The 13519-nt window shown below is 53.9% G+C and carries 9 protein-coding genes; 4 read left to right on the top strand and 5 right to left on the bottom strand.

Annotated elements, in window-relative coordinates; genetic code table 11:
• Genes D568_RS20020 through D568_RS0111430 form a run of 5 tightly spaced genes read right to left on the bottom strand, consistent with a single transcriptional unit; the run spans position 1 to position 5293 of the window.
• On the bottom strand, positions 1–1899 hold the full coding sequence (locus D568_RS20020) for a VWA domain-containing protein (RefSeq protein WP_020209744.1): 1899 nt from the start codon (positions 1897–1899) through the stop codon (positions 1–3).
• Positions 1896–2915, bottom strand: a complete 1020-nt coding sequence (locus D568_RS0111445; RefSeq protein ID WP_020209743.1) for a VWA domain-containing protein — start codon at positions 2913–2915, stop codon at positions 1896–1898. The genes D568_RS20020 and D568_RS0111445 overlap by 4 nt, the downstream gene beginning before the upstream one ends.
• Positions 2908–3399 carry a DUF4381 domain-containing protein gene (locus D568_RS20015; RefSeq protein WP_020209742.1) on the bottom strand — a complete coding sequence of 164 codons (492 nt, stop codon included), beginning with the start codon at positions 3397–3399 and terminating at the stop codon, positions 2908–2910. Before D568_RS20015 ends, D568_RS0111445 begins: the two co-directional genes overlap by 8 nt.
• Positions 3396–4340 (bottom strand): DUF58 domain-containing protein, encoded by a 945-nt coding sequence (locus D568_RS0111435; RefSeq protein WP_020209741.1) that lies wholly within the window; start codon positions 4338–4340, stop codon positions 3396–3398. Before D568_RS0111435 ends, D568_RS20015 begins: the two co-directional genes overlap by 4 nt.
• On the bottom strand, positions 4340–5293 hold the full coding sequence (locus D568_RS0111430; RefSeq protein ID WP_020209740.1) for an AAA family ATPase: 954 nt from the start codon (positions 5291–5293) through the stop codon (positions 4340–4342). Before D568_RS0111430 ends, D568_RS0111435 begins: the two co-directional genes overlap by 1 nt.
• Before the next feature lie 283 nt (positions 5294–5576).
• Here D568_RS0111430 and D568_RS20010 point away from each other — a divergent pair, with 283 nt between their 5' ends.
• The 4 genes from D568_RS20010 to D568_RS0111405 all read left to right on the top strand — a co-directional run bounded on the left by D568_RS20010 (position 5577) and on the right by D568_RS0111405 (position 13353).
• Positions 5577–10433 (top strand): NAD-glutamate dehydrogenase, encoded by a 4857-nt coding sequence (locus D568_RS20010; protein WP_020209739.1) that lies wholly within the window; start codon positions 5577–5579, stop codon positions 10431–10433.
• A 111-nt stretch (positions 10434–10544) separates the two neighbouring features.
• Positions 10545–12014 (top strand): NAD-dependent succinate-semialdehyde dehydrogenase, encoded by a 1470-nt coding sequence (locus D568_RS0111415; RefSeq protein WP_020209737.1) that lies wholly within the window; start codon positions 10545–10547, stop codon positions 12012–12014.
• Between the two features lie 19 nt (positions 12015–12033).
• The gene (locus D568_RS0111410) at positions 12034–12246 is read left to right on the top strand and encodes a DUF2835 domain-containing protein (RefSeq protein WP_245551633.1); all 213 of its coding nucleotides are present in this window, start codon (positions 12034–12036) and stop codon (positions 12244–12246) included.
• Between the two features lie 60 nt (positions 12247–12306).
• On the top strand, positions 12307–13353 hold the full coding sequence (locus tag D568_RS0111405; RefSeq protein ID WP_020209735.1) for a quinone-dependent dihydroorotate dehydrogenase: 1047 nt from the start codon (positions 12307–12309) through the stop codon (positions 13351–13353).
• Positions 13354–13519 lie beyond the last annotated feature (166 nt).

Below are 13519 nucleotides of genomic sequence, written 5' to 3'. Positions count from 1 at the left end.
TCACCAGCGCTGCTCCGTGTTGCCCATATCGTTAAGCTGTTTAAGCTTAGATTCCAGGCGTTTTTGCTGATACTCGTACTGAAATTTATTGCGCAACAGGCCCGAGGGGTCATCGGGTATCTGACGCAGCCACTGCTCTTGGGCTTGTTGCTCTTCCAGTTCTTCGGGCGTTAACTCTTTGGGCGTGGCCTCGGTTTGTGCTTGTTCATCGCCTTCGTCCGCTCTGGCAGTGCTGGAGCTTTGCCCCTGGCTTGAGGATTGCGCATTGCCATTTTGCGATTCATTTTCCTGATTTTCGCCACTGCTGGTGCTGGAAGACTGGCCCTGTTGGTCCTGCTGATTTTGCGCATCGCTTGAACTGTTTTGTCCGCTTTGAGCTTGCGAGTCGTTCGCTGTCGATGAGCTTTGCTGTGGCTCGCCTTGTTCTTCACCCGGTTGCCCGGACGAGCTACTTTGCTGCGATTGATTTTGCTGATCTTGCTCTTGTTCGCTGTTTTCCTGGCCGTCGCCGTCTTGGTTTTGTTGTTCTTGTTGCTGCTGTTGTATTTGCTCAACAATTTCCTTGTTGGCTTTGGCGTCGGTAAGATTCGGGTCGCGTTTTAACGCTTCGTCGTAAGCTTTAATGGCTTCGTCTAGCTGGTTGGCGCGGGCGAGGGCGTTGCCACGGTTGTAGTGCCCTTGCGCGGTATCCACCTGGCTAAAACTCTCTGCCGCAGCGGCATAGTCACCCGCGCGATACTGCGCTGTGCCGCGCCAGGCCGGATTGGCAAATTGCTCGGCTGCCGCTTCTGGCTGATTTTGCTCCAGGGCGCGTGCGCCGCGCTGGTCTGGGGTAAGCAAAATATCCGGCAGGTTTTGCGCCTGCACAGGCTGTGGCAGCAAACCGCTAAAAGGCACGATCAGCAGCGCGATAATCACGCCGCGACGAAAAGCGTAAAGCGCTATTGGCAGCAGCAACAGTACGAGCCAGGGGCCTCGATCCAGCCAAATGTCCATGCTGGAATCGGTTTGCTGATGATCCGCCGACAACAGCGATACGTTTTGCGATAAATATTCAACATCGCGGGTATCGAAGGTGCTGGTGATGTAACGGCCGCCGCTTTGCTGCGCGAGGCGTTGTAAATCGCCACTGCCCAGCTCTGTTGTCACGATATTATTTTGCCCATCGCGTAAAAAACCGCCCTGGCCCGAGCGAATGGGCACCGGCTCGTCGCTGCCAATGCCCATAATTGAAAGGCTAAACGACGAGTCAGCCATCAAATCAGCCACGGTTTTTTGAGCGCTTGCCGCAACGCCATCGGTGAGCAAAAGAATACGGCCGCGATCAAACCCTGCGTCTTGCAACAGAGCGATGGCGCGCTCAATGCCAGCTTCGGTGCGGCTGCCCGGCACTGGCATCATGCCCGGCGATAAAACCGGCAACAGCGACTGAATCGTTTCGGTATCTTCGGTTAACGGGGTAACCACGTGGGCATCGTCCGCATAAACCACCAATGCCGTTTCACCTTGATCGCGTCGCTTGAGCAGGTCGGAAATTTTTAACCGTGCCCGCACCAAACGGCTGGGTTTTACATCGTCGCCGATCATCGAAGGGGATAAATCGAGCAGCAATACCAGGGCATCGGACTGCCGATGCACTTGGCTGGGCGCGCGCTCCCAGGTTGGGCCGGCAAGGGCGAGGGCGGCAATAAGCCAGCTTAACGCGATGGCCAGCAAATAGAATCGCGATTGCTGTTTGTGCTTGCCATCGGACAGCGCAGCCAGAAGCTCGGGCGCAATGAGAGATTGCCAGCCGCCCAGCTTCGTGCGCGAAAACCATAACAACAGCGCAACAACGGCCAGAGGTATTAGCGTGGCCAGAGCCCAGGGGCGAATAAAGTGAAAGTCAGCGAATGTCACGACAGACCTCCGGTGGTGCGTGCATGCCTCAGGTGGATGCGGGTGCAGGCCATTAATGCCGAGAGCAGCAGCGCGAATGCGAGAGGCCAATAAAACAATCTGTTCATGGGGCGCACGGTGCGTTCATCCAGCTCAATGGGCTCTAAGGCGTCCAGTTGTTCGTGTACGGCTACTAACTCTTCGGTGGACTCGGCGCGGAAAAACTCACCGCCGGTCAGCTCAGCAATTTGTTGCAGTGTGCGCACATCCAAATCGGCCGAGGCGCTGCGGCTGAAAAAGCCCCCGGTAGAGTGGTTTGAACCAAAGCCAATGGTGTACACCTTTACGCCCATATCCGCAGCGATGCGCGCGGCCTCTAAAGGTTCGGTGTTGCCGGCGGTATTGGCGCCATCGCTCAGTAAAATAATGCGGCGACTGCCTTCGGGGCGCTCGCGCAGGCGTTTGATGGCAAGGCCCAGGGCATCGCCAATGGCCGTGGCACCACCGGCAAAACCAATTTGCGCTTCTTGCAATAGCTGGTTAACCGTTTGCGTGTCGTAGGTTAATGGCGCCTGCACGTAGGCTTGATCGCCAAATAAAATTAACCCCAGGCGATCACCCTTGCGCTGTTGTACAAAATCGCCCACCACCGCTTTTACCGCTACCAGACGATTGATGGGTTCACCGTTTTGAAATTGCATGGCGACAATGCCGGGCGGCAGCATATCGCGTATTTCCATACTTCTAGAAATATCCACCGCCATCATCATATCGCGCCCGCTGTAAGGCTGCGATTGTGCCTCGCCTATCCAGCGCGGGTCGGCGGCGGCAACCACCAGTAAGCACCAGATTACCCACAGCGTTAGGTTTTTACCCACGCGCTTGCGTTTTATTTGGCCACTGCCAGCTAGGGCTGCCGCGCTGTTATAAAACGGGACTTTAATGGCCGGGGCGGAGTCGGCTTTAGGTTTAACCCAGCGCATCAACAAAGGCGCGGGCAGTAGCAGTAAAAGCCAGAGTAAGCCAAACTCAAACATGCTTGGCCTCCGGTGTGAATTTGCGCTTGCGACGGTGTTGTTTCAGCCACTGCGTGGCGTAATGGCGCAAGGTGTTTTGGTCAAACTGCGGGTTTGCTTTATAGGCGGCATCGGCCAGCGGTTGAGCGGTATCGACGTTAAGCTTGGGCGCGCTTTTTTGTAAAAACGCCAGCCAGTGTTCGCCGTGTAAGGTAGCGCAGGTACCTTCGCCGTAGGCTGTGATGGCGGTGCGCTTAAGCAGTGTGTTGAGTTTCAGCGCAAAGGTTTGGTTGTCATCGTCGCGGGGCAAGTTGTTCAGTTCGGCCAGCGCGTCGCGGCGGTATTGCTGAGCCTGATATTTGCGGATAAGCACCATCACAATCACGACAAGCAGAGTTATTGTCAGCGCGATAATGACCCACCACAGAGGCGCCAGGGGCCACCAGCCGATGGCATCCGGGGTGTGAATATCGTTCAGTTGCGCCAACGGATCGGACGGATTCATGTGCGCCTCCGGCTGCCGTAGCGCTGGCGTAACAGTTCGCTGTAATTGCCGGCGGTTGAAGCGGAGATAATTTCCAGCCCCAGGCGTTTAGCGCGATCTTCCAGTGCTTGTTGGTGGGCAAGCGCCTGTTGCGCATAGGCTTTTTGGAACTGGCGATCATGGGCGGGCAGCTGGGTTTTTGCTTTGCCGTCGGTAATATTCAGCGCTGCCGCGGCGCGCAGCTGATGCTCTAGTGGGTCGGTAATTTGAATCAGCGTAATGTCCAGATGGCGGGCCAAATGGAACAGCTGCTTTTCCGCGTCGTCGTTTAGATCGTGACAATCACTCAGTACAAACAAGGCCGCGCCGGGTGATGCAATGCGCCGAGTGTCTTTTAACATTTGTGTCAAGTCCAGCTTTTGCTGAGAGGCTTGGGGCGCGGTGAGCTCATGGTTAAACGCGTGCAGTAGTTGCAGCGTTTGCAGCACTGTGTGTTTGCTGCGCTTGGGGCGGATATCGCGAAAGTGATTGTCGCCGAAAATGACCGAGCCTATACGGTCGCCACTGTTCAGCGCCGCCCAGCTCAGCTGTGCGCCGATATGACAGGCAAGGGTGCTTTTAAAACAGTTCACACTGCCAAAAAACATGGGTGCGCGTTGGTCGCACAAAATATAAACAGGTCGCTCGCGTTCTTCGCTGTACAGCTTGGTGTGAGGCACTTGAGTGCGGGCGGTAACGCGCCAGTCTATCGAGCGAATATCATCGCCGGCCTGATAGAGGCGTACCTCTTCAAAATCCACCCCTCGGCCGCGAAAACGGGTGCGAAACCGGCCGCTTTGTACGCTCTGTACGGTTTTGCGGGCGAACAGGTTAAGTTCGCGGGCAGTAAAGCGCTCGCGCAGCAGAGCTTGCAAGTCACAGTAGGGGCCGCGGGCCAGGTTTTCTGACGCTGGTTGGTTCATCAGGCAATAGGCACGGTTTTTAACAGTAAATCGATGACTTGGTCGCGGGTGGTGCCATCGGCTTCGGCTTCAAAGCTCAGGATAATCCGGTGGCGCAAGCAGTCGTGCAGTATCGCCGCCACATCGTCGGGGCTGACGAAATCTTTACCGGCCAGCCACGCGTGGGCGCGAGCGCAGCGCTCAAGTGCAATGGTGCCGCGAGGGCTGGCGCCGTACTCCAGCAGGCCCGCCAGCTGCTCGTTGTATTGGGCGGGGCGGCGTGTGGCGTTGATCAACTGCACAATATATTCCTCAACCGCCTCGCTCATGTGCAGCTTGAGCACTTGCTGGCGCGCTTGCATCAGTGCGTCTTGCGTTAAGGGCGTGGGGGCAGCTTTCGCTTCGTGGCTGGCCTCGGCGCGCACCAGCGAGAGAATTTTACGCTCGGCTTCAACACTTGGGTAATCCACGTTCACATGCAGTAAGAAACGGTCGAGCTGGGCTTCGGGCAAGGGGTAGGTGCCTTCCTGCTCGATGGGGTTCTGCGTTGCCATCACCATAAACAGCGGCGGTAACGGGTAGGTTTTGTTGCCCACGCTGACCTGGCGCTCGGCCATGGCTTCAAGCAGCGCCGACTGCACCTTGGCCGGGGCGCGGTTAATTTCATCCGCCAGCACTAAGTTGTGGAATATGGGGCCGGCCTGAAACTCAAACACTCCCTGCTCGGGGCGGTAGATGTCGGTGCCGGTCACATCGGCTGGTAATAAGTCAGGGGTAAACTGGATGCGGTTGTAATCGCCTTCAATGGCGTCGGCCAGGGTTTTGATGGCTTTTGTTTTGGCAAGCCCCGGTGCCCCTTCAACCAGTAAGTGGCCATCGGCCAGTAGCGCAATGAGTAATCGCTGAACCAGATGCTCTTGACCGATGATCTGGCTGCTGAGCCAGTCCGTAAGCGTTGCAAGCTGCTGTTGCATGACAAATACCCTTTTTACTAATGCTGGTGTTTTATTGGCGCAGTATGACACTGGCATGTGGTGGCAGTTCCGCAAATTTCAACTCTGTGGCGACTATACTGCTGGATAAACTTTCGGGTGATAGGATGAAGAGAATGTATCGCCACGATTTCGCACTATTGCAAAATTCGGCGCTGGTTAAAAGTTAGGCAGTTGTTGTGAGTGATAGGCTTGATTGTTTGTGGAGAGGAACGAATAGCCACGGGCAGATCAAACTCAATTTGCGCAAATAAGGAGAGTGTTTATGGGGCAGGCAGAATCTTCGCCAGAAACCATCGAGGCATTAGCGGATGCGGTTAGCAAGCGCGCGGCGCCGAGTGAGCGCAGCGCTTGTGCAGATTTTGTCCGGTTGTTTTTTCATCATTATCGCCCTGAGGACATGGCCCTCGACTCCTTCGATAGTCGCGTAAGCTGCCTTCGCTATTTGTGGGGCATGGTGGCATCTGGCAGCGAACACGCCGCTGTTGAAGTGTTCAACCCTGACGCAGAGCAACACGGTTGGAGCAGCCCTTACACGGTAGTGGCAATTCGCCAGACCGATATGCCGTTTTTGGTGGACTCGGTGCGAATTGAACTTGCCAGTCGCAGCATTCCTATTTACAGCATTAAAAGCACGCCTTATTGCTCGGATTCAAGCGAGAATAGCATTGAAAAAATTACGGCCGCTGTCTCGCAAGACGCGCCTGCGAGTGCGTTGATTTATCTTGAGGTTGGCGCAATCGGTGCCGCAAGTTTGTTACAAGAGCTGCGTGAAGCTTTCATTGAAATACTGGGGTTGGTTGCCCAAGTTGTCGAGAGCTTTAAGCCATTAAAGCAGCAAATGCTGGCTACAGCTGATGCACTAGAGGTGGTGAGCGATCAAGCCCATGTGCAAGAGCTGAAGCCCACGCAAGAATTTCTGCGTTGGCTGGCCAAAGATCACTTTACGTTTTTGGCCTACACCGAATTTGACTTGACCGAGAGAGACGGCAGGCAGGTCTTGGTGGAAAATCGTGAGTCTCGCTTAGGGCTGTTTGATAACGCCAGCAAGGTGAAGTACAAAGCCCTAGACGAGGCCCACCCAGGCGTGGCGAGATTTTATTTGTCGCCCGCGGCCATTGCCTTTTCCAAGTCGCCCCAACGCTCGCGTGTTCATCGTAACGCCTACCCAGATTATGTGGTGATTAAGCGCTACAACAGCGAGGGTGAGGTGTGTGGTGAAGCTCGCTTTTTAGGTTTGTACACCTCCAGCGTTTACAACATTTCGCCAAGACGTATCCCTTTATTAGACAACAAAATTGCTCACATTTATGAGCGTATGGGGTTGAATGAATGGAGTCACGAAGGCAAGGCACTGGAACAAATTGTGGAGACATTTCCCCGCGATGAGCTGTTTCAAGCCAGTGCGGCCGAGCTCTACGACACTCTGCAAGGCGTGTTGTCCATCAGCGAGCGCTATCAGGTGCGCTTATTTACCCGCCGCGACCGCTTTGGCAAGTTTGTGACCTGTTTGCTGTATGTACCGAGAGAGCTTTTTTCAACCCGCTTGCGCCAACGTATTCAGGACTATATTGGTGAGCGCGTAGGCGCGTGCGATCAGGAATTTAATACTTTTTTCTCCGAATCGGTATTGGCCCGCGTGCATTTGGTGTTTCGAATTGCCAAAGGTGAAGGTCGCGAATTTGACGCGGCAGAGCTGGAGCAAAAAGTGGCCGAGTTGGCCCGCTCTTGGGGCGATAAACTGTTTGCCTGCTTGCGCGAAACGCATACCGAAGAGCGCTCCCGTGCCTTGGTGTCTCATTATCGCAATAGTTTTGGCCAGGGGTATCAAGAGTCTTACAGTGCGCGAGATGCGCGGCGAGATATAGAGTTGTTGGAAACCCTGGGTGATAACGAGCCGCAAGCGCTGGATATTTTTGCCGATGGCGACATGCTGCGGTGCAAGCTGTTTGTGCGCGATCAAGCCGTGGCGTTATCGGCGATTATTCCTGTGCTGGAAAACTTTGGTTTTTCGGTGCTTTCCGAGCACCCTTATAAAATTTTGGATAAATCAGGGCATTGCCTTTGGTTGCACGATTTTTATTTGCAACCACAAGGGCAAAACGCGCGTGACATTGCCGAGCGCGCAGACATTTTCAAACAGGCATTATGGGCGGTGCGCGAAGGCAAGGCCGCTAACGATAGCTTTAACAGGTTGGTCTTGGCCGCCGAACTCGATTGGCAACAAGTTAACTTGTTGCGTGTGTACGCCGCTTATATGCGCCAGACACAGTTCTATTACGATACCGAAACCATCGCTAAAGCATTGGTAAATCAAACGGAGTTAACGCGGGCGTTATGTGAGCTGTTTCGTCTCAAATTTGACCCCGCCGTGGCGCAAAGCGATACCGAGCAGGATGGCTTGTTAGAAGATATTGCAAGCCGCTTAGAACAGGTGCCCGATTTAGGTGAGGATCGCGTGATTCGCCAGTACCTGGCCTTAATCAAGGCCAGTGTGCGCTGTAATTATTATCAAAAGAATGTTCAGCAAGACACTGCACGAGACTTTCTGGCCATCAAATTCAGCGCGCGCGATATTCCTGATATTCCCGAACCTCGGCCGATGTTTGAAATTTTTGTGTTTTCTCCTCGGTTTGAAGGGGTGCATTTACGGGGCAGCAAAGTGGCCCGCGGCGGTTTGCGTTGGTCCGACAGACTGCAGGATTACCGCACCGAAGTGTTGGGCTTGGTGAAAGCTCAGCAAGTCAAAAACGCGGTCATTGTCCCCAGTGGTGCTAAAGGTGGGTTTGTGTGTAAGCAAGCCGATGGCATGGATCGCGATCAACGTCAGCAGGAGGGTATAGCCTGTTACCGACAGTTCATTACCGCGCTGTTGGACTTGAGCGACAACCTGCAAGACGGCGCTGTGATACCCCCGGATAATGTGGTCCGCCACGACGGAGACGACCCTTATTTAGTGGTCGCTGCGGATAAGGGCACGGCGAGCTTTTCTGATATCGCTAATGAGGTGGCGAGCAAAGCGGACTTTTGGCTTGGCGATGCCTTCGCCTCCGGCGGTAGCCACGGTTATGACCATAAAGCGATGGGGATTACTGCGAAAGGGGCCTGGGTTAGTGTGCAGCGCCACTTTAAAGAGCGTGGTGTCAACGTTCAGGAAGATGCATTTACCGTGGTTGGGATTGGCGATATGGCCGGCGATGTGTTCGGTAATGGCATGCTCCTGTCTGAGACGTTGCAACTGACGGCGGCTTTTAACCATCTGCATATCTTTATCGACCCGAACCCTGACGCTAAAGCCAGTTTTTCTGAGCGCAAACGCTTGTTCGAACTGCCCCGAAGTCAGTGGAGCGACTACGATAAAACTCTCATCAGCGAGGGCGGCGGTGTTTTTGAACGCTCAGCCAAGTCCATTGCCATAACCCCCGAAATGCAAAAACGCTTTGCCATCGAAGCCGATAAGTTAACCCCCAATGAACTCTTGCACGCATTGCTGCAAGCGCCAGTAGATTTGATTTGGAATGGGGGTATCGGCACCTACGTAAAAGCCGAGGCTGAATCCCATGGCGATGTGGGCGATAAGTCCAATGACAGTGTGCGTGTGAACGGCAAACAGTTACGCTGCAAAGTGTTTGGCGAAGGGGGCAATTTAGGCATGACCCAGGCGGGTCGTATCGAGTTTTGCCGTGCCGGTGGCGCTTGTAACACAGACTTTATCGATAATTCGGCCGGCGTAGACTGCTCGGATCACGAGGTCAATATTAAAATTGCGCTGTCAGAATTAACCAAAACGGGTGAGTTGAGTTTCGACAAGCGCAACCAATTGCTCGAAGCCATGACCGACGAAGTGGCGAGCGATGTGTTAAACAACAACTACCACCAGACACAGGCCATCAGTCTGGTTCAGCGAGATGCTTTATCTCGCACTTCAGAGCTGCGCCGATTTATCAATCAGCTGGAAGAGGTGGGCCGCTTAAACCGTACACTCGAACATCTACCGTCAGATGAAGCCCTGCTTGAAAGACAAGCCGCGGGCGAAGGGCTGACCCGGCCCGAGCTTGCGGTGCTGGTGTCTTACGCTAAGGTGGGTTTAAAAGAGGATTTGGCCGTTGCCGAGATTAGCGACGATCCCGTTATAGCGCCTTTGTGCCGACACTTTTTTCCAGAAAAACTTCAACGTGATTATCCTGAATTACTCGACAACCATCAGTTACGCCGCGAAATTATTGCTACCGCGCTTGCGAATGAAATTGTTGATTTTCAGGGGCCAACGTTTGTTCAGCGAATGCAAGATGCCGCAGGTGTCAGTGCCGTTAAGGTCGCACGCGCTTATGTGTTGGCTCGGGACAGTCTGAAGCTAACGGATTTATGGCGAAGTATTGAGGCTCTGGATTACACCGTAGAGGCTGAGATTCAGCTGGCCTTGATGAAGCAACTAATGCAGCGCATGCGTCACGCATGCCGATGGTTTTTACGCAATCGTCGGGGGGATTACGGCTTAGGTGAACAAATTGAACGTTTTGTTGAACCGTTGCAGGCCTATGCTCAGCAGCTTCCCTCTCTGTTGGGTGAGTCCGCTGTTACAAACCGAACGCAGCAGCTTGAAAAGTTTACACAACAGGGCGTGAGTGAAGCGCTTGCCGCCGCCGTTGTATCGCCTGGTTATCTCTACTCTGGCTTGGGTGTGGTTGAGGTGGCCGGTTCTTTGCAGGAACAGACGGCGCAGGGCGCTTCGCAAAAAAATACTTTGCATGAAGTGGCAGAGCTGTATTTGGCGCTGATTGAGAAGTTGCGTCTGGACGGTTTTGCTCGCCAGCTAACAGAAGCTAAGGTAGACAATTATTGGCAAGCCATGGCCCGTGAATCCTACATGGACGATTTGGAGTCGCAGGTCCGCAGTTTAACGGAGACACTGGCTGCACGCCTGGGCCAGAAAAGCATACCGACGCTGCTTGAAGAATGGGAAAAGCAACATACGTTGATGCTCACACGTTGGAACAATATGGTGACCCATGCGCATGCGAATACCTCTACCGATTACGCCATGTTTGCGGTCGCGCTGCGAGAGTTGCTGGACTTGGCACAGGTGACACGCCACGGCGCAGCAGAGGTGGATAATGCATGACCGTGTGTTCGCGAAGCGAGCTACGCTTGACTCTGTTGCCGCGCTTGGTAGTTTCAGCGTTTAAGGCCAGCAATATGAAAAATCAGCGATTTGAAATGTAGTGAGGTGCAGATGAGTTTTGCTCTGAATGATTCCAAGTTGTTCCGCGAGGCCTGTTACGGCAATGGTCAATGGATAAGCGACGGGAATGACGGACATATTGAGGTGGTCAACCCTGCCAATGGCGAAGTCATCGGTCGCGTCCCTTCGTTGGATGAGGGACAGGTGAGTGCGTCCATTGCGGCGGCGGCAGAGGGTTTCGAGGTTTGGAAAAATACCTCAATCGCCGACCGTTCGGCCTGCTTACGCCGATGGTTTGATTTGATGCATGAACACAAGGAAGATCTGGCTCGTATCATGACCTTGGAACAGGGCAAACCGATTACCGAGTCGCGCGGTGAAATTGATTACGCCGCATCTTATATTGAGTGGTTTGCCGAAGAGGCGAAGCGCGGTTACGGACAGGTGATTCCGGCGGTGAAGCCCGATCAGCGTATAGTGGTTCGGCCCGAGCCTGTGGGTGTTACCACGGCGATTACCCCTTGGAACTTCCCCGCGGCAATGATTACCCGTAAGGCGGCTGCGGCGCTAGCCGCTGGGTGCTCGATGCTGGTTAAGCCTTCTGGCAATACGCCGTTCAGTGCCTTGGCTCTGGCCGAGCTTGGCGAGCGTGCAGGCTTCCCCGCCGGTGTGTTCAATGTGTTAACGGGTTCTTCGGCGGTTGTAGGTGAAGTGTTCACTCGTTCTGGCACGGTTAAAAAGCTGAGTTTTACCGGCTCCACAGAAGTGGGCAGAAAGCTGATGGCTATGTGCGCCGATAACTTGCATAAGCTATCGCTTGAGCTTGGCGGCAATGCGCCTTTTGTGGTGTTTGACGATGCTGACCTGGATTTGGCGGTGAAGGGCGCGATTGCGGCAAAATTTCGCAATACTGGCCAAACCTGCATTTGTCCCAATCGTTTTTTGGTCCAGGCGGCGGTTCACGATGAATTTGTCGCTAAGCTCGCGGCTGCTTTAAAAGAGTTAAAAGTAGGTGACGGGTTTGACGAAGAGGTAAAACAAACGTCATTGATTAATGAAAAAGCGGTTGAGAAAGTTCAGCGACATTACGATGACGCTTTAGCCAAAGGTGGCAAATGCGTGCTGGGTGAGCGCCCGGGTAAATTGCCTCACAACCGAGTGGCTCCGATAGTGATTACCGGCCTCAGTCAGCAGATGCAGATCTGGCAGGAGGAAACCTTCGGCCCCATGGCGCCGGTGATGAAGTTCGATTCTGAACAAGACGGGATTGATGCGGCCAACGCCACACCGTTTGGGCTTGCCGCTTACTTTTACGCCAGCAACAGCGATCGGGTATGGCGGGTGAGCGAAGCCTTGCAAGCGGGTATGGTTGGCGCAAATGAAGGCGCTATTTCCAACGCCATGGCGCCCTTTGGCGGAATTGATCAATCCGGTTTTGGCCGTGAAGGCGGGCGTGAAGGTATGGCAGAATACCAGCAATTGAAATATGTGTGCTTCGGTGAGTCGGGGCCCGCTGCATGAGGAGTATCGATTGCCCCAAGTGGTTGTCAGCCTATCCATAAGCCCCGATCAGTTACAGCGCTGGTACGCCGGAAACGTTCGCGATGTGCTCGCTTACGCACGGGATGGGCGCAAGGTGCGTTTTCCGGTATCTGTCTTGCGGCCCCATGTTACTCATCAGGGAGTGCAGGGCCACTACGCCATCACCTTTGATGACAGCAACCGCTTTCAAAAGCTTGTCAAAGTTGGCTAATAGCGGGCTTTTTGAGTATCCTTGCGGCCCGTTAATCCAGCCATAGCCCGAGAGGATCCCATGTACTCAGCCATTCGCAAGCTGCTATTTCGCATGAACCCTGAAGTCTCCCACGAATTCAGTCTGGACGCTCTTGGCGCCTCTGAGCGTTTGGGCCTTGCCGGGTTCGTTGGCAAAAAAATTGACGATAATCCGGTAGAGGTTATGGGCCTGTGCTTTCCCAACCCAGTAGGCTTGGCGGCCGGATTGGATAAAAATGGCGATTACTTTAACGCCCTGGGTAAGCTGGGTTTTGGGTTTGTGGAAATCGGTACGGTCACGCCTTTACCTCAGCCCGGTAACCCTAAGCCCAGGCTGTTCCGTTTAACCGAGCAGGGCGCCATTATCAATCGCATGGGGTTCAACAACAAAGGTGTTGAGCACTTGGTTGCGCAGGTTAAAAACCGTCGTTATCAGGGCATTCTGGGGATTAATATTGGCAAAAATGCCAAAACCCCAGTGGAAAATGCGTTAAGCGATTACAAAATTTGTTTGCGTAAGGTTTACCCTTATGCCGATTACATCACCGTCAATGTGTCTTCTCCGAATACCCCCGGGTTACGTAGCTTGCAGTTTGGAGACAGCCTGAAAGAGCTGCTGGGCGGGATTAAGCGCGAGCAGCTGAAACTGGCCGATGCGCAGGAGCGCTATGTTCCTATTGCGGTGAAAATTGCTCCTGACATGGATGATGAAGCCATTGAGTCGGTCGCCAATACGTTGTTAGAGCTTGAGTTGGATGGCGTTATTGCCACTAACACCACCATTGGTCGTGAAGGCGTTGAGGCAAATCCGCTGCACGAAGAGGCGGGCGGTTTGAGTGGCAAACCCGTACGGGATAAAAGCACCCGTGTGATTGCCAAGCTTGCCGAAGTATTACAGGGGCGACTGCCCATTATCGGTGTAGGTGGTATTGATTGCGGTGATGCCGCGGTGGAAAAACTGCAGGCCGGTGCCAGCCTGGTGCAGGTTTATTCGGGCTTCATTTACGAAGGCCCTGAGCTGATTGAAGATTGTGCCAAGGCGATTGTTCGCTACCGTAAAAGTGACGGCGCAAAAACCGAGGGTTAACCTCTGTAAAAACTGGCATTGTGGCAAGTCTGGCGAAGCTCTGTTGTGAACTGAAGCTGTGGCGAGAGGTACTGATGTAAAGCCCGGAGCATAAAAAAGCCCGCTTGCGCGGGCTGGGTCTGCTGGTGGCAGACGTGCGGTGGTAAACTTAATAAATCATCAATGT

The sequence above is a fragment of the Gilvimarinus chinensis DSM 19667 genome, from assembly GCF_000377745.1.
In the GTDB taxonomy this organism is placed as follows: Bacteria; Pseudomonadota; Gammaproteobacteria; order Pseudomonadales; family Cellvibrionaceae; genus Gilvimarinus; species Gilvimarinus chinensis.
The sequence above is the reverse complement of the archived record's forward strand: the minus strand, read 5'-3'. Positions and strand labels throughout refer to the sequence as shown.

Coding starts and splice junctions, on each gene's coding strand:
- D568_RS20015 (WP_020209742.1), bottom strand. CDS start 3,399: ATGAATCCGTCCGATCCGTTGGCGCAACTGAACGATATTCACACCCCG.
- D568_RS0111415 (WP_020209737.1), top strand. CDS start 10,545: ATGAGTTTTGCTCTGAATGATTCCAAGTTGTTCCGCGAGGCCTGTTAC.
- D568_RS0111405 (WP_020209735.1), top strand. CDS start 12,307: ATGTACTCAGCCATTCGCAAGCTGCTATTTCGCATGAACCCTGAAGTC.
- D568_RS20010 (WP_020209739.1), top strand. CDS start 5,577: ATGGGGCAGGCAGAATCTTCGCCAGAAACCATCGAGGCATTAGCGGAT.
- D568_RS0111430 (WP_020209740.1), bottom strand. CDS start 5,293: ATGCAACAGCAGCTTGCAACGCTTACGGACTGGCTCAGCAGCCAGATC.
- D568_RS0111435 (WP_020209741.1), bottom strand. CDS start 4,340: ATGAACCAACCAGCGTCAGAAAACCTGGCCCGCGGCCCCTACTGTGAC.
- D568_RS0111445 (WP_020209743.1), bottom strand. CDS start 2,915: ATGTTTGAGTTTGGCTTACTCTGGCTTTTACTGCTACTGCCCGCGCCT.